This window comes from Streptomyces sp. E-08 (assembly GCF_049913095.1).
Taxonomy (GTDB): domain Bacteria; phylum Actinomycetota; class Actinomycetes; order Streptomycetales; family Streptomycetaceae; genus Streptomyces.
The window spans coordinates 4,109,094-4,128,608 of sequence record NZ_CP183971.1 but is presented as its reverse complement, the minus strand read 5'-3'; the positions used below and the strand labels follow the sequence as shown (position 1 = coordinate 4,128,608).

General features: G+C 71.7%; 22 protein-coding genes and 1 pseudogene. 12 read left to right on the top strand and 11 right to left on the bottom strand.

Going from position 1 to position 19,515, the window contains the following annotated elements; translation table 11 throughout:
* Positions 1 to 49: 49 nt before the first annotated feature.
* On the bottom strand, positions 50 to 958 hold the full coding sequence (locus ACN9MM_RS18895) for a helix-turn-helix domain-containing protein (protein WP_426368772.1): 909 nt from the start codon (positions 956 to 958) through the stop codon (positions 50 to 52).
* A gap of 126 nt (positions 959 to 1,084) precedes the next feature.
* On the opposite strand from ACN9MM_RS18895, the gene ACN9MM_RS18890 reads away from it, so the two are divergent.
* On the top strand, positions 1,085 to 1,702 hold the full coding sequence (locus tag ACN9MM_RS18890) for an MBL fold metallo-hydrolase (RefSeq protein ID WP_426364724.1): 618 nt from the start codon (positions 1,085 to 1,087) through the stop codon (positions 1,700 to 1,702).
* Positions 1,703 to 1,792: 90 nt separating this feature from the next.
* Here the strand turns inward: ACN9MM_RS18890 and ACN9MM_RS18885 are convergent, their stop codons facing one another.
* Positions 1,793 to 2,194 carry a MerR family transcriptional regulator gene (locus tag ACN9MM_RS18885; protein ID WP_426364723.1) on the bottom strand — a complete coding sequence of 134 codons (402 nt, stop codon included), beginning with the start codon at positions 2,192 to 2,194 and terminating at the stop codon, positions 1,793 to 1,795.
* A 69-nt stretch (positions 2,195 to 2,263) separates the two neighbouring features.
* Here ACN9MM_RS18885 and ACN9MM_RS18880 point away from each other — a divergent pair, with 69 nt between their 5' ends.
* Positions 2,264 to 2,623 (top strand): hypothetical protein, encoded by a 360-nt coding sequence (locus ACN9MM_RS18880; RefSeq protein WP_426364722.1) that lies wholly within the window; start codon positions 2,264 to 2,266, stop codon positions 2,621 to 2,623.
* 73 nt (positions 2,624 to 2,696) lie between these two features.
* Here the strand turns inward: ACN9MM_RS18880 and ACN9MM_RS18875 are convergent, their stop codons facing one another.
* The 3 genes from ACN9MM_RS18875 to ACN9MM_RS18865 all read right to left on the bottom strand — a co-directional run bounded on the left by ACN9MM_RS18875 (position 2,697) and on the right by ACN9MM_RS18865 (position 4,303).
* Positions 2,697 to 2,966 carry an SCO5918 family protein gene (locus tag ACN9MM_RS18875; RefSeq protein ID WP_426364721.1) on the bottom strand — a complete coding sequence of 90 codons (270 nt, stop codon included), beginning with the start codon at positions 2,964 to 2,966 and terminating at the stop codon, positions 2,697 to 2,699.
* Positions 2,967 to 3,070: 104 nt separating this feature from the next.
* Positions 3,071 to 3,274, bottom strand: coding sequence for a cold-shock protein (locus tag ACN9MM_RS18870; protein WP_189803101.1), 204 nt, complete (start codon positions 3,272 to 3,274; stop codon positions 3,071 to 3,073).
* A gap of 279 nt (positions 3,275 to 3,553) precedes the next feature.
* Entirely contained in the window at positions 3,554 to 4,303 is a 750-nt protein-coding gene (locus tag ACN9MM_RS18865; RefSeq protein ID WP_426364720.1) for a class I SAM-dependent methyltransferase, read from the bottom strand.
* Positions 4,304 to 4,490: 187 nt separating this feature from the next.
* On the opposite strand from ACN9MM_RS18865, the gene ACN9MM_RS18860 reads away from it, so the two are divergent.
* The 4 genes from ACN9MM_RS18860 (at position 4,491) to ACN9MM_RS18845 (ending at position 7,093) form a co-directional block, all read left to right on the top strand.
* Positions 4,491 to 5,885 (top strand): glutamate decarboxylase, encoded by a 1,395-nt coding sequence (locus tag ACN9MM_RS18860; RefSeq protein ID WP_426364719.1) that lies wholly within the window; start codon positions 4,491 to 4,493, stop codon positions 5,883 to 5,885.
* 66 nt (positions 5,886 to 5,951) lie between these two features.
* Complete coding sequence (locus tag ACN9MM_RS18855; RefSeq protein ID WP_383792736.1) at positions 5,952 to 6,362, top strand: VOC family protein; 411 nt, start codon at positions 5,952 to 5,954, stop codon at positions 6,360 to 6,362.
* Positions 6,363 to 6,626 (top strand): hypothetical protein, encoded by a 264-nt coding sequence (locus ACN9MM_RS18850; protein ID WP_426364718.1) that lies wholly within the window; start codon positions 6,363 to 6,365, stop codon positions 6,624 to 6,626.
* Between the two features lie 29 nt (positions 6,627 to 6,655).
* The gene (locus ACN9MM_RS18845) at positions 6,656 to 7,093 is read left to right on the top strand and encodes an iron chaperone (RefSeq protein WP_426364717.1); all 438 of its coding nucleotides are present in this window, start codon (positions 6,656 to 6,658) and stop codon (positions 7,091 to 7,093) included.
* Between the two features lie 4 nt (positions 7,094 to 7,097).
* Here the strand turns inward: ACN9MM_RS18845 and ACN9MM_RS18840 are convergent.
* Positions 7,098 to 7,444, bottom strand: a pseudogene (locus tag ACN9MM_RS18840) (hypothetical protein); the annotation flags it as partial.
* Positions 7,445 to 7,559: 115 nt separating this feature from the next.
* Here ACN9MM_RS18840 and ACN9MM_RS18835 point away from each other — a divergent pair.
* Both ACN9MM_RS18835 and ACN9MM_RS18830 read left to right on the top strand, forming a co-directional pair.
* Complete coding sequence (locus ACN9MM_RS18835; protein ID WP_426364716.1) at positions 7,560 to 7,883, top strand: hypothetical protein; 324 nt, start codon at positions 7,560 to 7,562, stop codon at positions 7,881 to 7,883.
* Positions 7,825 to 8,577 (top strand): GNAT family N-acetyltransferase, encoded by a 753-nt coding sequence (locus tag ACN9MM_RS18830; protein ID WP_426364715.1) that lies wholly within the window; start codon positions 7,825 to 7,827, stop codon positions 8,575 to 8,577. Before ACN9MM_RS18835 ends, ACN9MM_RS18830 begins: the two co-directional genes overlap by 59 nt.
* Positions 8,578 to 8,674: 97 nt before the next feature.
* On the opposite strand, the gene ACN9MM_RS18825 is transcribed toward ACN9MM_RS18830, so the two are convergent.
* Positions 8,675 to 9,877, bottom strand: a complete 1,203-nt coding sequence (locus ACN9MM_RS18825; RefSeq protein WP_426364714.1) for an NAD(P)/FAD-dependent oxidoreductase — start codon at positions 9,875 to 9,877, stop codon at positions 8,675 to 8,677.
* A gap of 208 nt (positions 9,878 to 10,085) precedes the next feature.
* Here ACN9MM_RS18825 and ACN9MM_RS18820 point away from each other — a divergent pair, with 208 nt between their 5' ends.
* Entirely contained in the window at positions 10,086 to 10,619 is a 534-nt protein-coding gene (locus ACN9MM_RS18820; protein WP_426364713.1) for a hypothetical protein, read from the top strand.
* Between the two features lie 114 nt (positions 10,620 to 10,733).
* On the opposite strand, the gene ACN9MM_RS18815 is transcribed toward ACN9MM_RS18820, so the two are convergent.
* The 3 genes from ACN9MM_RS18815 to ACN9MM_RS18805 all read right to left on the bottom strand — a co-directional run bounded on the left by ACN9MM_RS18815 (position 10,734) and on the right by ACN9MM_RS18805 (position 15,279).
* Positions 10,734 to 13,757 carry a hypothetical protein gene (locus ACN9MM_RS18815; RefSeq protein WP_426364712.1) on the bottom strand — a complete coding sequence of 1,008 codons (3,024 nt, stop codon included), beginning with the start codon at positions 13,755 to 13,757 and terminating at the stop codon, positions 10,734 to 10,736.
* Positions 13,758 to 13,880: 123 nt separating this feature from the next.
* Positions 13,881 to 14,642: a hypothetical protein gene (locus ACN9MM_RS18810; RefSeq protein WP_426364711.1), complete on the bottom strand. Its 762-nt coding sequence runs from the start codon at positions 14,640 to 14,642 to the stop codon at positions 13,881 to 13,883.
* A gap of 154 nt (positions 14,643 to 14,796) precedes the next feature.
* Complete coding sequence (locus tag ACN9MM_RS18805) at positions 14,797 to 15,279, bottom strand: MarR family winged helix-turn-helix transcriptional regulator (RefSeq protein ID WP_426364710.1); 483 nt, start codon at positions 15,277 to 15,279, stop codon at positions 14,797 to 14,799.
* Positions 15,280 to 15,367: 88 nt separating this feature from the next.
* Between ACN9MM_RS18805 and ACN9MM_RS18800 the strand changes: the two genes are divergently transcribed.
* Positions 15,368 to 16,321, top strand: a complete 954-nt coding sequence (locus tag ACN9MM_RS18800) for a quinone oxidoreductase family protein (protein ID WP_426364709.1) — start codon at positions 15,368 to 15,370, stop codon at positions 16,319 to 16,321.
* Between the two features lie 373 nt (positions 16,322 to 16,694).
* A complete protein-coding gene (locus tag ACN9MM_RS18795; RefSeq protein ID WP_426364708.1) occupies positions 16,695 to 17,969 on the top strand; it encodes a M23 family metallopeptidase in 1,275 nt (424 codons plus the stop codon).
* A gap of 288 nt (positions 17,970 to 18,257) precedes the next feature.
* Here ACN9MM_RS18795 and ACN9MM_RS18790 read toward each other — a convergent pair whose 3' ends face one another.
* Positions 18,258 to 18,656, bottom strand: a complete 399-nt coding sequence (locus ACN9MM_RS18790; protein WP_426364707.1) for a VOC family protein — start codon at positions 18,654 to 18,656, stop codon at positions 18,258 to 18,260.
* A gap of 156 nt (positions 18,657 to 18,812) precedes the next feature.
* Here ACN9MM_RS18790 and ACN9MM_RS18785 point away from each other — a divergent pair, with 156 nt between their 5' ends.
* Positions 18,813 to 19,466 carry a TetR/AcrR family transcriptional regulator gene (locus ACN9MM_RS18785; protein ID WP_426364706.1) on the top strand — a complete coding sequence of 218 codons (654 nt, stop codon included), beginning with the start codon at positions 18,813 to 18,815 and terminating at the stop codon, positions 19,464 to 19,466.
* Positions 19,467 to 19,515: the final 49 nt, after the last annotated feature.

Below are 19,515 nucleotides of genomic sequence, written 5' to 3'. Positions count from 1 at the left end.
CGCTCGCCACCCTCCTCCTCGCCCTCTGACCGCGCCGGAGCGCCGCCGGTCAGGGAGTGCGGCTGAAGGAGCGGCGGTACGCGCGCGGGGGCACGCCCCGGCGGCGGACGAACTGGGCGCGGAGCACCGCCGCGCTGCCGAAGCCGACCGCGCGGGCGATCTCCTCGACCGGGAGCCCTGTCGTCTCCAGGAGCTCCTCCGCCCGGCTGAGCCGCAGACCGAGCAGCCAGGCGTGCGGGGTGGTGCCGGTCGAGGCCGCGAACCGGCGGGCGAAGGAACGCCGGCTCATCAGGGCCCTGCGGGCCAGCTCGGCGACGGGCAGCGGCTCGTGGAGGTTCTCCCGGGCCCAGGCCAGGACGTCGGCGAGCCGCTCGTCCCGGCTGTCCTCGGGCACGGGCGCCGCGAGGTACTGGGCCTGGCCGCCGTCGCGGTGGGACGGAAGCACCAGGTCCCGGGCGATGGCGTTGGCCGTGGTCGCCCCGTACTCCCGCCGCAGCAGATGCAGACAGAGGTCGAAGCCGGCGGCGGCGCCCGCACCCGTGACGACCGTCCCCTCGTCGACGTAGAGGGCGTCGGGTGCGACGACGACCTCCGGGTGCCGCTCGGCGAGAAGCCCGGCGAACCGCCAGTGGGTGGTGGCCCGCCGCCCGTCGAGCAGCCCGGCCGCGGCGAGCGCGAAGGCCCCGACGCAGTGGGCCGCGACCAGTGCCCCGCGCGCGTGCGCGGCGTGCAGAGCGTCGAGCACGGCGGGCGCCGGAGGCGTACGGAACCCGGCCCACGGCAGGGCGATCACCAGATCGGCACCGGCCAGCCGGTCCAGACCGTGGTCGACCACCAGCGGCAGCCCGACGTCCGTACGGACCCGGCCCGGACGGTCGGTGCAGAGCGCGAAGTCGAAGGCGGGCAGCCCCGGCCCGCGCGCGTCGAAGACCTCGGAGACGATCCCGGCACCGAGCATGCCGACCCCGTGCGGGGCGTAGGCGGCGACGGTCGGGAAGGGCACGGGGCGAGTGTGGCACGATTCCCGCGATCAGTGGCAGCACGGCCACTCGTGAAGGACCGCGCCCCGCAGAAGACTTGGGGCATGACGACGACGCAGAAGACCGCCGAGAGCGACGCCCCCGCCGCGCGCACCGCCACCTACACGATCCTGACCACCGGCTACACCCTCTCCACCGGGCCCGGGGTCGCCGCCACCGTCTCGTACGTCCACGACGGCGACCGGCACGTGATCGTCGACCCCGGCATGGTCGCCGGCCGCGACCGGATCCTCGGCCCGCTCGCCGCGCTCGGGCTCGGCCCCGACGACATCACCGACGTCGTGCTGAGCCACCACCACCCCGACAACACCATGAACGTCGGCCTCTTCGGCCGGGCCCGCGTCCACGACCACAAGGCGATCTACGAGAACGACCAGTGGACCGACCGCGACGCCGAGGGCCACGAACTCGCCCCGTCCCTGCGGCTGATCCGCACCCCCGGCCACAGCGCCGAGGACATCACCCTCCTCGCGGGCACCGGAGACGGCGTCGTCGCCTTCGTGGGCGACCTCTGGTGGCGGCCGAACGGCCCCGTCGAGGACCCGGTGGCCCCCGACCACACGGTCCTGCGCGACTCGCGCCTGCGCGTCCTCGCCGCCGCCGACGTCATCGTCCCCGGCCACGGCCCCGCCTTCCCGGCGGACGACACCGCGCCGCGCTAGAAGGCCTCGCGGGACGACACCGCGCCGCGCCAGAAGGCCTCGCGGGACGGCGCCGCGCCGCGCCAGAAGGCCTCGCGGGACGGCGCCGCGTTACCGGGCGCCCGGGTCCTTGCGGGGCTCGTCGGACGGGGCGGCCTTCTCCGTGCCGCCGGCGGTGTCCCGGCCCGCCACCGCCTCCTCCGCCGCGCGGCGGTACTCGGCGTTGATGCGCTGGGCCTCCTCCAGCTGGTCCTCCAGGATGACGATGCGGCAGGCGGCCTCGACCGGGGTGCCCTGGTCGACGAGCTCACGGGCGCGCGCCGCGATCCGCAGCTGGTAGCGGGAGTAGCGCCGGTGGCCGCCCTCGGACCGCAGCGGGGTGATGAGGCGGGCCTCGCCGATGGCGCGGAGGAACCCGGGGGTGGTGCCGAGCATCTCGGCGGCCCGCCCCATCGTGTACGCCGGGTAGTCGTCGTCGTCGAGTCGGTCGCCGAGCGGACTGTCCGCTGTCATCTGCACCTCTTCTTGGGGCCCTGGAGGAAATTCAACCACCAGCGGGTGCGGCGCCTAGAATCGGCTCTCATGTCGAAGCCTGACGAGCTGCTCGTTGACATTGCCGCCACGGTGGAGTCCGGGCGGAGCAATCAGATGTCGCTGACCGTGGTCGCGGGGGGTGTGGTCCTCACCGGGCGACTGGCTCCGGAAGCCCTCTGGAGACAGCGTGTGTCGGAGGTTCTGACGGACTCGCCCCGGCTGGGTGAGTTCTCCGGCGTCTTCAGCCCCGTCGCACCGAGGGACGAACCCCCCACCCACCTCCACTTCCACCTCGCCCGGATCCTCCAGGGCACGGTGGGCATGCCGGAGACCGGCGGGATGTACCGCGTCGCGATCGCGGACGTCAGCGCCTGGACGGTGGGGGACTTCAGCTACTCCGACCGCTGAGAGCGCGTCGGTCACCACGTCGCCCCGCACCGGATTCCCGGTGCGGGGCGACGGTCACGCGGTCATCCGGTGGTCAGACGGCCTCGGTGGGCGCGTCCCCGGGCAGGGCGGAGGCGGTCCCGCAGGTGAAGCCGAGGCGGGTCATGGCGCGGACGACCTCGCCGGCGCTGAAATCGCGGCGGTCCTGGCGCGTGACGACCTCACCCACCTGCTTCGCGGGATAGCGGCGGCGGCCGATGGTCACGAAATCGCCGATGGCCGGTTCGGGCTTGACGCCACTCATCGATTCCAGCACGCCTGCCTTCGTCAGGTCGAAGGGGAAACGGGCGATGACGACGCGCATGATGCCTCTCAGGGGGAGGGGGAATGAGGGGAGACGTGCCGGAAACGCGACGAGCCGGGACCCGCACCCCAAGGTGCGGGTCCCGGCTCGTACAGCGCGAGGTGTCAGGCGGAGACGATGTTCTCGGCCGTCGGGCCCTTCTGGCCCTGCGCGATGTCGAAGGTCACCTTCTGGCCTTCCTGAAGCTCACGGAAGCCCTGCGAGGCGATGTTCGAGTAGTGGGCGAACACGTCGGGGCCGCCACCGTCCTGCGCGATGAAGCCGAAGCCCTTTTCCGCGTTGAACCACTTCACGGTGCCAGATGCCATGTCAATTTCTCCTTCGGGGCAATGCTCGGAATCCACACCGTGCGGACTCCGTGTCGCCGCGATGATCGCCCCGACCGGAAAAACCGACCAGCCGGAAAATATCCGGCCATGCTCATGCTTTGGGAACCACAACTGCAACTGCTATCGACAGTAGCACGGGGGATGTGGTCCCTCGGGGTGAGTTAATTCTCCCGGCATGTGCGGGTGAGAAATTCTCACGGGGCTTGGTGTCGAATTCTCACTTCGCGATCTCAGATTTCCTGGTACGGCTTCCGCCGTTCACCGCTTGACCCCCGAGACCACGAGGAACGGCGGATGGCCGGCCTCCGCGGGATCGCTTCCGAGCAGCGCCGACGTGTGGGTGAGCACGGGCTCGTGGACGTCCAGGTCGGTGAACCCGGCCTTGCCGAGCACGTCGAGGTACGTCTGGCACGGCCAGTGGTGGTCGACCCGCTCCAGCGGAGCCGCGCCGCCGGGCCGCTCCAGACGCGACCGCCGCCGCTCGCCCTTGGTGTAGACGCGGCCGGGCTCGCCGCTGCGGAACGTGGAGAAGCGGATGCCCGTGGTGCGCGGATTGGCGTCCAGGACGGCGAACCGGCCGCCGGGGCGCAGGACCCGGTGCGTCTCGGCCGCGATGTCGTGCAGGGCCTCGATCTCCCCGGTGGTGGTGAAGACGAAGCAGGCCATGGCGGCGTCGACGGAACCCTCGGCGAGGAAGCCGAGACCGCCGTCGTCCGTCGGCCGGTAGTCGATCCGCGGGTGCGGGCGCCGCTCCCGGGCGATCTCCAGCGCGCGGGGCGCGATGTCGACGGCCACCACGCGCGCGTCGGAGGCCTCGACGACGCGGGTGGCGACCTTGCCCGGCCCGCAGCCGAAGTCCAGGACCGTACGGACGGCGCAGGAACCGATGCCGAGGGCGTGGAAGACGGCCGGGTAGCCGATGAGGCGCTCGGGGAGGTCGTCGTAGGACTCGAGGTCGTCGAGGTCGTCGATGCCGTCGGTCGGGCGCGGGGTCGTGCGAGGGGTCATGAGGTGGGGGCCTTCCGCTGATGATCCACTTCGTCCGGAACGTACTGGTCGGGGGAGCCCCGGGACAGGGCCTCGGCGGCCCCCTCACCCGGGTGGGTCAACGGTCGCGGCCGCCGCCGGGCGCTCCGCCCGGCCCCGTGGGTTGATGAGAGGACTGTCGACGAGACCGCTGATCGAAGGGGAAACTGTGGCGCTCCACGAGATGAAGGCCCCGAAGCGTGCCGACGCGGCGACGGACGTGTTCGCGTCCGCGCTCAGTGAGCGCGTGCTGCCGAAGCACCGGATGCCGGAGGAGCCCAACCTTCCCTCCGTCGTCTACGCGATGCTCCACAACGAGCTGCTGCTCGACGGCAACGCGTCGCAGAACCTGGCCACGTTCTGCACGACGTGGACGGACGACGAGGTCCGCAAGCTGATGAACGAGTGCCTCGACAAGAACATGATCGACAAGGACGAGTACCCGCAGACCGCCGAGATCGAGTCGCGGTGCGTGAACATCCTGGCCGATCTGTGGAACGCCCCCGGGAGCGCCGACGGCGAGGGCTCGGCGCTCGGCTGCTCCACCACCGGCTCCAGCGAGGCCGCCATGCTCGGCGGCCTCGCCCTGAAGTGGCGGTGGCGGGAGAAGCGCCGCGCCGAGGGCAAGCCCACCGACCGGCCCAACATCGTCTGCGGCCCCGTGCAGATCTGCTGGGACAAGTTCGCCCGCTACTTCGACGTGGAGCTGCGCCAGGTCCCGGTGGAGCCGGGCGCCACCGGCCTGCGCCCGCACCAGCTGAAGGACTACGTCGACGAGAACACCATCGGCGTCGTCGCGATCCTCGGCGTCACCTACACCTGCGACTACGAGCCGGTCGCCGAGCTCTCCGCCGAACTCGACCGGATCCAGCAGGAGTCGGGCCTCGACGTCCCGATCCACGTCGACGCGGCGAGCGGCGGCTTCATCGCGCCGTTCCTCCACCGGGACCTCGTCTGGGACTTCCGGCTGCCGAGGGTCTCCTCCATCAACGCCTCGGGCCACAAGTTCGGCCTCGCGCCCCTCGGCGTGGGCTGGGCGGTCTGGCGCACCGCCGAGCACCTGCCGGAGGACCTCGTCTTCCGGGTGAGCTACCTGGGCGGCGACATGCCGACCTTCGCCCTGAACTTCTCCCGCCCCGGCGGCGAGATCGTCGCCCAGTACTACAACTTCCTGCGCCTGGGGCGGGCCGGCTACCGGCGCGTCCAGGAGGCCTGCGCGCTGACCGCCCAGTACCTCGCCGAGAAGATCAAGGGGATGGGCCCGTTCACCCTGCTCTACGACGGGCAGGGCGCGCTGCCCGCCGTCTCGTACACCCTCACCGACCCCGAGGGCGCGGGCTTCAGCCTGTACGACCTCTCCGACCAGCTCCGGATGCGCGGCTGGCAGGTCCCCTCCTACCCGCTGCCCCCCGACCGGCAGGAGACCGTCATCCAGCGCGTCATGATCCGTCACGGCATCGGCCGCGACGAGATCGACCTGCTGGCGCAGGACATGGCCCGCGCCCTGGAGCGCCTGACGCAGGGCGTGCCGTCGGACGCCGAGCGCTCCGGCTTCCACCACTGAGACGCGCCGGGAACGGATCAGGATTCGAGAAGCGCGGGACGGGGAGCCCCAACTAGCGTGGTGCTCATGGACATCAGCATTCACACCACCGCCCTTCCGCACGACGACCCGGACGCCTCCCTGGCGTTCTACCGGGACGCCCTCGGCTTCGAGGTCCGCAGCGACGTCGGCCAGGGCCGGATGCGGTGGATCACCGTCGGCCCCGCGGGGCAGCCGGGGACGTCGATCCTCCTGGCGCCCCCGGCCGCCGACCCCGGCATCACCGAGGACGAGCGCCGGACCATCGCCGAGATGATGGCCAAGGGCACGTACGGTTGGATCCTCCTGGCCACCCGGAACCTCGACGCCACCTTCGAGAAGGTGCGGGCCGCGGACGCGGAGGTCGTCCAGGAGCCGACGGACCAGCCGTACGGCATCCGCGACTGCGCGTTCCGCGACCCCGCGGGCAACCTGATCCGCATCCAGGAAGTCCGTTAGATGTGCCGCCCGGGCTGGGCGCAGGCGCGCGTCACGGCACGGCGCCTGGACGACTTCACCCGCATGCGCCGCGTCCGCGACCGCATCGACCGGGAGTACGCGCACCCGCTGGACGTCCTGGAGCTGGCCCGGACGGCGGACCTGCCGCCCGCGCTCCTGACCCGCCGGTTCCGCCTGGCCTACGGGGCCTCGCCGTACGACTACCTGCTGACCCGCCGCGCGGAACGCGCGCGGACGCTGCGGCTGCACGGCGCCGGGTCCTGACCACCGAACGACCACGAGGGGAACCCACCATGGCCGCGAACGAGAAGTCCTACGACGGTTTCACCGACGACGAGCGCGACGCGATGAAGGAGCACGCCAAGGAGCTGAAGGCGACGAAGCGACGCGGGGCGAAGGCGGACGTCGAGCCCGAAGTGCTCGCGAAGATCGCGGAGATGCCCGACGAGGACCGGGTCCTCGCCGAGCGCGTCCACGCCCTCGTGAAGGAGAACGCCCCGGGCCTCACCCCGAAGCTCTGGTACGGCATGCCCGCCTACGCCAGGGACGGCAAGGTCGTCTGCTTCTTCCAGAGCGCCCAGAAGTTCAAGTCCCGTTACGCGACGCTGGGGTTCAGTGACCAGGCCGCCCTCGACGAGGACACGCTGTGGCCCACCTCGTACGCCCTCACGGCCCTGGACCCGGAGACGGAGAAGCGCATCGCGGCCCTCGTCGCGCGCGCGGCGGCCTGACCACCTAGCCGCGGTCGCCCGCGAGGGCGGGACAGTCGGTGTACCCCTCCTCCCCGCCCACGTACATCAGGCCCTTGTCCGGCAGCGGCCCGGGCCACGGGAGCACGGGGTTGGCGATCAGGGTGCCCTCCCAGTGCTTGCGGAGGTGCTGGAAGAGCGGCTGGTATCGGGGTCGGCGAAGACGACGTGCAGATAGGCGAGGCCGCTGCCGGAGAGAGCGTCGACCAGCGCGGGGTAGACGGTCTCGACGGGAACCACGGCGGGCTGATGCCCCCGCGGAGTGAAGATCGTCTCCGGGAGCGGCACCGGTGAGGGCGTCAGCGGGTGGAGACCACCGCTGTTGTCGGGGTGCCTCCGACCCCTTCGGGCCGATCAGGAGCGGCCGGGTCGACCTCCAGGTCACCGAGCAGCCGGTGGACGAGCCCGACCTCACGGTCGGCCCGGCGCCACGCACTGGACGGAGCTCATGAACCTGGTGGGCCTGGGTCGCGGCGTCTCCCCGGCCAGCCAGGACGCCGAGCGCTACCACGCCCGCCCGGACGTCGCCTGGGTCCCCTTCCGCGACGACCCGACCGTCGACTACTGCTTCCTCTGGCCGACCACCTCGGAGAACGCCCGGGTCCGCGCGTTCGTCGACACGGTGCGAGAGCTCTGGGCGGACCGGGACGCCGACCTCCAGGACGCGAACGTCCGCCTGTGTGGCGGGGCAACTGCGCACTACGGTAGGCGAAATGACAACAAGATCTTCGTCCCTGACCCTGGCCGAGGCGCCCATGCGTCAGGCCCGTAACTCCGCCGCCCTCTGGATCGCGACCGGCCGAAGCCGCGGGCACGAGGTCGTCCGGCGTCGCGGGTTCGTCGCGGTCGACGGCGGCGCGCGGGCCGGCCTGCGGGTCCTGATCCAGGAGCCCGACCTCGACCCGGGCGAAGTGGCCGAGTTGAGCGAGCTGGTGCGCGGTGCCGCCGGCCCGGTGAACGCCGAGGACCCGTTCGGCTCTACCGATCTGAGCCACCTGGGCATGCGCAACTGGCAGATGCCCGTCATGCTGCGCCGGCCGGGGCCCGTGGACGCACCGGCGCTGGAGGTGATCAGGGCGCGGAAGCCCGAGGACCTCCAGGCGGCCGAGCGGATCGTGATCGAGGGCTTCGAGCTGGACGGATTCGAGCCCTACCGGCCCGGCGAGCTGTTCCCGCCGGCGCTGATCGAGCAGCCGGGTGTGGACGTGTTCGTCGCCCTGTACGAGGGCGTGGCCGCGGGGGCCGGCGTCAGCGTCGTGGACGACGGCGTCGGCAGCCACTACTGGATCGGTACGTCGACGGCCTTCCGGTCGCGCGGTGTGGGGCGGGCCGTGATGCTCGGCGCCCTCGCCCCGCTGGCGGACCTGCCGGTCACCCTCACCGCCTCGAAGCTGGGCAGGCCGCTGTACGAGTCCCTGGGATACACCGTCGCGGCGCCCTCGACCTGGTGGGCCTCCACCCAGTGACGCAACGACGAAGCCCCAGGTCTCTGACCTGGGGCTTCGTCCACGGGCGGAGGACGGGAACCGGACCCTTGCCGTAGGCGGTCGGGCCGGGCCGACGTCAGGCCGCCACCTCCGCCCGTACGCGGTTCCCGGTCTCCTGCCGTGCGATGCGGCGGCGCCGGGACGGCATGCCCAGGGTCGGCCTGGCGACGCTCCAGGCCGCGCCCTTGCAGATCAGTTCCTTGAAGAGGACGGCCTTGCGGCCGGTCATGGTCTTCTCGACCGCCTGGTCGTCGGCGGTGACGAACTGGATGAGGGCCTCCTTGCGGCCGAGGGAGATGCACTGCTTGGAGTAGTGGACGGCGACGTGGGGGACCTTGGTGTCGGTGAGGCGGGCGGCGATGGCGTCGGCCGCCTGCCAGGCCATGGGGGTGCCCGAGGCGCAGGACATGCGGAGGGGCTTGTCGCCCGGGCCGATCGCCATCGCCGCGTCGCCGACGGCGTACACGTCGGGGTGGGAGAGCGAGCGCATCGTCGCGTCGACCACGATCTGGCCGGTGTCGGTGAGCTCCAGGGTGGTGGCCCGGGCGATCGGGTGGACGGCGAAGCCGGTGGTCCAGACGGTGACCGCGGCGGGGAGGGTCCGTCCGTCGGCGGTCGTGACGCGGTCGGCCGCCACGGTGTCGACCGCGGCGTGTTCGTGGACCGTGATGCCGAGCCCGTCGACGACCTTCCGCAGGTGGGCCCTGCCCTGCTCCGAGAGCCAGTCGCCGAGGGCGCCGCGGGCGGCGAGGGCGACGTCGAGGTCGGGGCGGGTCTCGGCGATCTCGGTCGCGGCCTCCAGGCCGGTGAGGCCGCCGCCGACGACGACCACGGACTGTCCGGCCTTCAGGGCGGCGAGGCGGTCGCGGAGGCGGAGGGCTCCGGGGCGGCTGGAGATCTCGTGGGCGTGTTCGGCGGTGCCGGGGACGCCCTGGGTGTTCCAGCCGCTGCCGAGGGCGTAGACGAGGGTGTCGTAGGCCAGTTCCTCGTGCTCGGGGCTGTTCGCGGCGCTGACCGTGACCGTCTTGCGGTCCACGTCCACGGCGGTGACCTTCGCGAGCTTCAGTTCCACGCCCGTGCCTGCGAACATCTCGCCGAAGGGGCGGGGCTTCAGGTCCTGGCCGGCCGCGAGCTGGTGCAGCCGGACGCGCTCGACGAAGTCGGGTTCGGCGTTGACGAGGGTGATGGCGACGTCCTCGCGGTGGAGCCGCTTGGCGAGGCGTCCCGCGGCGATGGCTCCGGTGTAGCCGGCTCCGAGGACGACGATGCGGTGCTCCATGTCCGTGCTCCTGTCTGGGCGGTGGCTGCCGTGGTCCGGCGCGGTTCCGCCTCCTGAACCGGACAGCCGCCCGTTCCCTGACAGGATCGAAAGGTGACCTGCGTCACATCTTCTCTTCGAACGTGCATGCACGGAACGAACCGCCACACGGGGGTCCTCGCCCGCGTGTGCACCGCTGACACGGCCCGGTGTTCGTCATCCTGACGGAATGGCAGATGACGCAGACGGCCGACTGCAGACCTCCGCGCGCGGCTGGCTGACCCTCCAGCTCGCCGTCCTGGGCTTCGCGGGGCTGTGCGGGGCGATCAAGAGCGGCGGCACGGGCGGCTCGGGCGCGCCGCGGGCGGTGGAGGCGGTGGCGGGGGCGCTGGTGCTGCTCGGTCTCGGTGTCGCGTGCGTGGCGACGTACCTCGTGGCGCGGATCGCCTGGCCGGTGCACGCGTCGCCGACGACGGACGCGGTGCACGCCGGGCGGCGGCTCCGCCTCGGCATCAGCCTCACCTTCCTCACCGTGCTCCTGGTCGCCGTCGCGGCCAGCACGGGGTGGTGGCCGGAGGAAGGCTCCTCGAAGACGGGCGCACTGGTCGAGGTGTCCACCGCCTCGGGCACCTGGTGCGGCACGCTGCGGGCGAGCGGCGGCGGCGTCCTGGGCCTGGAGGTCGCGGACGCCGGGCAGCGGTCCGTGGACATCCCCCTGGGAGAGGTGGCAGCACTCCAACCGGTCGGCACCTGCGACGCGTGACCCGGCCCCGCGCCGATGGCGCGGCCGCCGGCCACCAGGCGTCGCTGCCTGATCCTCTGAGCAGACGACGAAGGCCCAGGTCGTCGCCGGCCCGGGCCTTCGTGCGAGAGCGGACTACGCGCCCTTCCCCGTGGCCTTCGCCGCGTCGTCGACCAGCCCCTGGGCCACCTCGGCCGCCAGCAGGAACGGCAGCAGACGGTTGTTCGGCGCCTCGTGGTCGCGGTAGCGGGCGAACGGCAGCAGCGAGGCGAACAGCGCCCAGCGGTACTCGAGATCGGTGCACGCCCAGTTCGGCTGCTCACACCCCTTGAGAATGGCCCGCAGCCGCTTCACACAGGTCAGGACGCGCCGAACCTTCGGATCGGCCTGCTCCGGAATCTCCGGATCCCACAGCGCCGTGCCGCGCTGGGCCTGCGCGAACCAGGGCCGGATCTCGGCCAGCTGCTCGGGCGTCCAGGCGAACGTCCGGGACCACAGCGCCGATTCGAGGCGTGCGAAGTCCTTGCAGATGTGGCCGCGGTGTGTGGTCTCGAAGTCGATCAGATACAGATCGGGCACGGGCCGCTCCGCGCCGCCCACCAGGACGTTCTCGCCGTGCAGATCTCCGTGGGAGACACAGGTGAGGTACGAGCGGGTGGTCAGACCGCCCTGGCGGTCGTACAGCAGCCATTCGAGCAGCTCGGCCGGGTCCTGCTCGGTGGAGTCCGTCACCGTGGCAGCGGCCTCGTCCGTGTCGTCCCCGGGAAAGACCTCCGCGATGTGAGCCACCAGCCACAGCGGGTTGGTCAGCTTCGCGTCGTCGTCCGTGAAGACCTCCGTCCCCGGGAGCGAGGACCCCTTGAAGAGCGCGCCGAGGGTACGGGGCCGCCAGGTGAGCCCGCCCTCGACGTCGAAGATCTCCGCGACCTCGGGGGCCACGAAGTGCTCGAGCTCCGTCCGGGCGTCCTTCCCGGGGGCGTAACTCGTCCGGTCGTAGTCGTCGGGCCGCAGCGCCGGGTACTCACCGCGCAGATCCCCCATGGCGCGGCTGGCGTTGCTCAGCCACGGTCCGAGGGCTACCAGGAGCAGCTCGTCGACCACCTCCTCGAGCTTCGCGTCCTTCGCGTCCTCGGTCCTGACCAGCCAGGTGCGGAAGGTGGTCGGCTCGTCGCGGTTGCGGAAGACGTACGAGGTCAGGATGCCCTGGTAGCGCAGCCCGTTGCTGCTGTTGATGACGGTCACCGTCGACACCGTGCACTTGCTCGACCGGTAGACGGGGTGGAGCGCCTCGCCGTAGCGGTCGAAGTTCTCCTTCTCGCGCTGCACCTTCGCCGCCTCGTCGATCTTGAGGACGCCGATGGGGCCGAAGACGTTCGAGGCGAGGAAGGTCGGTACGGGCCGGTCGGCGAAGAGGGCGCCCTGCATCACGGCGCCGTTCGCCTTCGGCGCGAGTTCCACGGCCACGCCCTGGAGCAGCCGGCTGGGCAGCTGGAGCGTGGAGTCCCGCTCGGCCAGCGACATGGACGTGGAGGCGGAGGCGCCCACCGCACCCGGCTCCCAGGCGTTCCGCACCACGCGGATGGCCCGGGCCACGCCGAGCATCTCCAGGGCGCGCCCGAGCCAGAAGTCGCGGATCTTGTCCTCGTCCTCCGTCACGGGCCCCGCGGTCTCGTACGACCGGTAGTACAAGGCCGCGAGCAGCCGCTCCAGGCCCTCCGCCTTCCAGTTGGAGAGCAGCAGCAGGATGAAGGCGACGCTGTTCCAGCGCTCGGGCTCGTCCGCCCACTGGCGCAGGAGGGAGGTCGCCCACTTGTCGGGGTAGTCGTAGCGCCCGGGGCTGTCCTGGATGCGCACCCTCCGGTGGGCCCGGGTCTCACCGGGCTCCACGGGTTCCGGGCCTCCGACGAGGAGCCGGACGGCTACGGCGTGCCGCACCCAGCGGCACACGAAGTCGATGCGGGACAGGTGGTAGTCGCGGAGTTCGCCGACGGCGACGAGCGTGGTCGCCTCCGCGACGGCGAGAAGGAGTTCGCGACGGTCGTTGTTGTAGCGGTGCTCGACCTGAAGGGTCTGGAGATAGCCGAGGACGTCGGCGGCGATCTGATGGCCGTTCTCGGGAAGGTGCACCCGCAGGGAGAGGTTCAGGAGCGCGGTGGCGAGCCATTCCAGCCGGATCCGCTGCGCCTCGGAGGCCGTGCCGCCGCGCGTGTACCCGCGCAGGTCACGGGCCGCGACGTGCCGGACCTCCTTCGCCCGTTCGTGCAGCGGCTCGTAGACGTCGGTGGGCACGGAGACCCCGACGAGCCGCTCCCGGAGATGGAACAGGTCGTCCTCGAGGATCGCCACGAACTGCTCGGCGGCCGTCGGCGCGTTCCGCCGGATCATCCCGGCCACGTGCTCGCCGAAGGCGTCGAGCAGCTCCTCGGCGGGCGTTCCGTCGGAGCTGCCGATGCGCCACTCAGCGAGCAGTTGCTCCCAGGTGACGTTGTGCTGGTGGTCCCGGAGCGCCCTCAGGCCCTCACCCTCGCCGTCGTCACCGTCGTCGTCGGCGGCGCGCCGCCAGGAGGACGCCGAGCCCGCTCCTTCGGAGCCGGAGCCGGCACCGAAGGAGCGGGGGCCGGGGACGGGCGCCGGGGCGACGGCCTGCTGGGGCTGCTGCGGCGTCGGGGAGGGCTGCGCTGCGAGGAGCCCTTCCGGAAGGGGGGCCGGCGCGGGGGCGGGGACAGGGGTGGGGGCAGGGGCAGGCCGGAAGGGCTGCTGCGGGGGCGGCTGCACGGCGAGGGCCGGGGTGCCGCCGGACGGGAGGGCGTCCAACTGCGCCAGGAGTTCCTGGCACCTCGCGAGCGACGACGCGAACTTCTCCGGGTTGCGGTGGTTGTAGAGCCGTACCGCTATGCCGAGGAGCTCGCGTGCCCGCTCCGGGTCCGTCCGCATGAAGAACTCGGACGCCGTGGCGAGCGCCGTATTGGCGATCTTGAAGGCGGGCCCGACGAGGTTGTTGTCGGCGAGTTCCTGCTCGGCCTCCGCCATGACCATGCGTGACCGGGTGAACCGCGGCCCGAGCCGCGGGTCGGCGGCCAGGGCCTCGCCCATGGCATGCGCGACGGTCGTTAAGCAGAGCTCGAACTCGTCCGGGGAGATGAATGGCGCCATTGCCATGCCCTTTCGTACCGCTTGCGCGCATCGGGTCGTTGCGCATTGATCTATCGCAGATCGCGTAGGTACGGGGAGGTGCCATTGCGCCATGCGTCCGCGGGCGTTCGGGCAGGTCCTGAGGGAGTGTCAGGAGGCCGGAGTGAGGTCCTCCCGGAACCTCTTGTCTCCCGCCAGAAAGGCCGACTGAGGTAGTACGACGTGCGCCTGCGCCCGACCGCGGGCGATCTCCGCACGGTTGGCGCCGATCACCAGACCCTCGGTGGTGTCGTCCGCCAGTTCGAGCAGCGCGTCCCGCAGGCGGGTCGCCTCCGGCTTGTCCGTGACCAAGTCGTAGACGTCGAAGAAACGGATCTGCTTGTACGTCTCGCCCGGCACCTTCAGCGGCCCGTCGATCACGCGGCGAGCTGACCGGAAACCGACCTCGCGGGCCAGCGGAACGAGCTCCTCATGGCCCACCTCGCCCAGCTCCTCGACGAGTTCGCGCCGCAGGCAGTCGGTCGCGGTCTCCCGGTCGACCTCCTTGGACAGCCAGCGCGCGAAACCGAGCACGCGCAGCGCGCCCAGGAAGCCGCGCAGGTCGTGCCGCATCACCTCGCGGTTGCGGCCCTCCGGCTCGAAGCCGAGCCGCTCCAGGGTGCGCCTGGCGCCCTCCTGGTACTTCACGACACCGCCGGGCGGACCGAAGGCGCCCGGCCGGTTGTCCGAGGCGAACAGCACGTAGTGGTCCTCGTCGTGGACGCGCAGCAGCACGGCCACCGAGACCCGCGTCCGGGCGAACGGCGTGAGCAGTATCTTCAGCAGCGACAGGTGCTTCCTGTTCGCCCACAACAGCCGGCCCACGCCGGACAGCAGGGCCACGACGATGCCGCCAACGATCTTCTCGACCACGGGGCGCCCCCTCCGTCACACCACGACTCGCCTCGTTCCAGGTCTACCAATGTACGGGGATCGGCGCCGACTTGGCGGGCGGATGCCGACCACTGTGGAGCGGCTTGTGGATGCGGTCCGCCGACGGGCCGCGGCGACCTCGGTGCGACCGGGGTCAGGTGGTGCCCTTCGCGCCCGCTTGGGCCCGGCGGGTCTGTTCCGCGAGTACTTCGCGGGCGCGTTCCAGAAGGTCGCACAGGGCGGTGTGTTCAGCGGGTGTGAAGGCTTGCGAGAGGGCGCGTTCGAGCACGATCACCTCCTGGTAGGCGCGGTCGAGCAGGTCCCCGCCGAGTGCGGTGAGGGAGGCGATGAGGACCTTCGCGTGCACCGGGGAGGTCTCCCGTCTGATCAGGTCCTTGTTCTGGAGTCCGGCGAGCACCGGGGCCATGGTCTGTTGGGTGACGCCGCACGCGCGTGCCAGCTGGGCTCCGGACAGGCCGCCGGGTTCTCGGGACAGGGTCAGCAGCACCGTGTACTGGGTCATGGTCAGGCCGTAGCCGCGCAGCACGGCCTCGTGGTGCGACATCAGCGCCTGCTCGGTGCGCCGGATGCGCGTGCACAGGTGTTCCTCCGCGGGAATCTCCGTCACGTCACCCATTTTTACTCAGCTCCCTGTCTTGACTCAGGTACTTGATACTCGTAGCGTCCCAGTGTCAGGATACTGATTCAACCCAGGGAGCGTACTGATGAAGGCCATCGTGCTCGGGTCCGACGACCGATTCGCCCTCGCCACCGTCGAAGCCCCGGCCCCGGGCCCCGGCGAGGTGGCCATCCGAGTCGGGTACGCAGGCCTGCAGTGGGGTGACGTCCTCGTCGGCGACGGCCGATTCCCCGTACCGCGCCCCTTCATCCCCGGCTTCGAAGCCGCCGGGGACATCGTCGCTGTCGGCGAGGGCGTCGATGCCGCGCGCATCGGCCGGCCCGTCACCGCGCTCACCGCCTCCGGGGCCTTCGCCGAGGTCGCCACGGCCCCGGCCGTGCTCGCCTTCCCGGCCGAGGGCCTTGATCCCCGCACCGCGGCAGCCTTCGGCTGGGCCACCCCGACCGCCTACGACCTGATCAACACCGTCACCCGCGTCCGGCCCGGAGACCGCGTGCTCATCCACGCGGCGCTCGGAGGCGTCGGCTCACTCGCCGCCCAATTCGCCAAAGCCGCCGGCGCCGCCCGCATCGTCGGCGTCGGCGGTGACGGTGGCGCCGCGCAAGCCGACTACGCGGCGGGCCTCGGCTACGACCGTCTGACCTCCCGCGCCGACTTTCCCGGTTCGCTCGCCGACGAGCGGTTCGACGTCATCCTCGACCCCGTCGGCGGTCCGGCCCGCCGGGCCCACCTCGACCTGCTGGCCCCGCACGGCCGCCTCGCCCTGTACGGCAGCATGGCCCCTTCCGAACCAGTACAGATCGACGCCGACGACCTGCTCATGAACGGCAGATCCGTCCTGGCCCACAACGGCAACCTGCTCAGCCGGACCCACCCCGAACGCCTCGCCGCCAGCGCGGCCGAGGCCCTGCGCCTGCTGGCTGACCGCCAGGTCCACATCGACATCTCAGCCGAGTACGGACTCGCCGACGTCCCCACCGCGATCCGGCGCCTCGCCGCGGGAGGAGCCCGAGGCAAGGCCGTCATCCGCATCGGCTGAACGAACCCGCCCCGCAACCCGCCCCGCAACGCGCCCCGCAACGCGCCCCGCAACGCGGCCCGCAACGCGGCCCGCGGCGTGGCCGAAGCAGCTCCATATGGCCTCTGACATGCGGACAAGTCTCTCCGCGGGTCCTGCCAGGAGGCCCTGCCCGTACCCGTGGCGACCGCCGTTCATCGCCCTGGAGGGCACGGGTGGGGCACCTGCCGGCGCCCGCCCGGCGGTCCGGTGCGGCTGGACGGGTGTAGTTCGGTACCCGACTCCGGCGCCGTTCGCCGGGAGCGCCGCTCGGCCGGATTACATGGGCCTGCGCCTCGGCGCGGGGCGTGCCGGTGATCTTCGCGGTCCCGGACCCGACGACTGGAAGAGCACCATGGCAGAGCGCCACCCTCGCAACCGCACCGGCCGCACCCCGCTACGTCGCGGGCTCGCCGCCGCCGTGCTCGCGGTCGGCATGCTGACGGCTTCAACGGCACCCGGATACGGCACCGGCGCGGCCACGCCGGTGCCCGGCCCCCAGTTCACGCCGTTGACGGCGGCGGTGATGACCGAACCGGCGCCGTTCGAGGCCACGGACGGCAAGACGCACCTCTCGTACGAACTGCTCACCACGAACGCGCTGAGCACCAGCGCACGGGTGCGGCTGGACCGCGTCGAGGTCCGGGACGCCCGCACGCACCGCGTGGTGGGCTCGCTGAGCGGGCAGGCGCTGGCCGATGCCGCCAACCCGGTGGGCGACCCCCTGCCGGGCGCGGACGGGTACACGCCGGCGCCTCCGGGGCCGACGCCGACCGTCATCCCGGGCTCCCAGCAGTGGGTCGTCTGGCTCGACCTGGTCCTCGACCGCGGTCAGCGGGTGCCCAAGGCCCTCGAACACCACCTCTCGGGTGCCGTCCTCACCGCCTCCGGTGCCTCCCCGTTCGAGGAGACGGTCCAGATCACCCCGACCGACCGCACCGCGCCGCTGAACCTGAACGCGCCGGTCCGCCCCGGCACCTGGTACTCCAGCGAGTCGTGCTGCGGCAACACCCACCACCGGCGCGGCCTCGGTCCGATCAACGGCCGCTTCTACGTGCCGCAGCGCTTCGCGATCGACTGGTACAAGGTCGGCAGGCAGGGGCAGACCTGGGAGGGCGACCCCGCGCTGCTCACCAGCTACCTGAGCTACCGGCAGCCGGTCGTGGCGGCGGCCGGCGGCAGGGTGGTGGAGGTCCAGGACGGGATCCCGGACAACACGCCGCCCGTCACCCCGCCGGTCCCGCCGATCGACGAGACCGTCGGCAACCACGTCACCGTGGAGGTCGCGCCCGGCCGCTACCTGCTCTACGCCCACCTGAAGCCCGGCTCGCTCAGGGTCCGGGAGGGCGACCGCGTCGAACCCGGCCGGGTCCTCGGGCTGATCGGCAACAGCGGCAACTCGACCACGCCGCACCTGCACTTCCAGGTGATGACCACGCCCGAGTTCTTCCCGACCGACAGCCCGCCGTTCACGTTCCGGAAGTTCCGCGTCGTCGGCCACGTCGAACCCCGGATCTGGGACGACAACCTGGGCCTCCAGCCGACCGGAGTCCTGCCGATCACACCCTCGCCGTACGACGGCCCCCACCGCGACCAGTACCCGCTCGACCGCGAGGTGCTGGAGTTCTGACCGCTCCCGGCCGACGCCGGCGCGGGACGCCCGGCGAGTCCTGGACGACGACGAAGGCCCTGGTTCCCGACCAGGGCCTTCGTTCACGAGCGGATGACGGGAACCGAACCCGCGCCACAAGCTTGGGAACCACCCGGTACTTGGACTTCTGCACGGCACCTGACCAGCGGAGACATCAGTCCGCCGCCGCCTTCTCGTCGTCCCTCTGGCTCCTCCCTCGGCCGCCGAACATGGGGAAGGGGTGCCTGGACACCGATCGTGGGGTGCGCGGCTCCGGCCGATCGGACCTCAGGAGTTCCCGGGGTCGGCCGGGGTGACCCATTCGACGAACTGGACGATCACGCCGTTGGGGTCGGTGACCTGGAAGAGGCGTTCGCCCCAGGGCTCTTCACGCAACGGCATGGTGATGGCGGCACCCTCGGCGCGTAGCCGCTCCTCCTCGGCCTCGATGCCGGTGGTGGTGAAGGCGAGGATCAGGCCGGAAGCGTGCTGGTCGCGCTGGTCGGCCGGCAGCACCTCGGTGCCGCGCGCGAGCAGGACGACGTCCATCGCGGCGTCGTTGCGCGTCAGGGAGGCGAATCCGTCGGCGGCGGCCTGCTCGGTGTAGCCGAGATGGGTGGTGAAGAACCGCTGGGAGGCGGCGACATCGTCGACGGTGAGCGAGACGGTGGAGGCGCTGATCTGCAAGTCGGTTCTCCTCGGTGGTTTCAGGAAGCGGGAGGGGTGCCGGGGTGTGCGAAACACGAGCAACCTCGCCCCGTGTGAAACTTACGACGGAGGTAAATTTAGATCGGATGCACTCAGGGTGTCAACATAAAAATGCTACGAGGGTAAGATTGCTCCATGACTCCTCACACCACTCCGCCCGCACCCCCCGCCGGCCTGCGGGAATCCAAGAAGCAGGAGACCAGGCAACTCATCTCCGACGTCGCCACCCGCCTGTTCCTCGCCCAGGGCTTCGAGTCGACCACCATCGCCGAGATCGCCGCCGCCGCACGGGTGGCGAAGAAGACGGTGACCAACTACTTCCCGCGCAAGGAGGACCTGGCCCTGGACCACCAGGACGCCTTCGTCGCCTCCCTGGCCATCACGGTGACCGGCCGTCGGACCGGCGAGTCGGCCCTGACGGCCCTCCATCGCGCCTTCGTCGACGCGGCCGGGAAGGCAGACCCGGTCGTCGGCTTCTCCGGCCCCGACTTCGCCCGCATGATCGCCGACAGCCCCACCCTCTCCACCCGGCTGCGGGACCTGCACGACCTGAGGGAGGCCGCCCTCTCGGACGCCCTGGCCGGCGCCACCGGCGCCCCCCGTGACGACATCACCCCGCGCACCGCCGCCGCCCTGCTCGGCGCGGTCCACCGCACCCTGTTCCGCCGCATCCAGGAACTCACGCTCGCCGGCCAGGGCGACACCCGGATCTGCGCCACCGTCATCGCGGAAGCGGACAGCGCCTTCAGCCTGTTGGAGCCCTCGCTCGCCCACTACGCCGCAGCGTGACCGAGGGGCGTGCGTCGGCGTTCCGGCGGTGCTCAACGGGAAGTGCGGT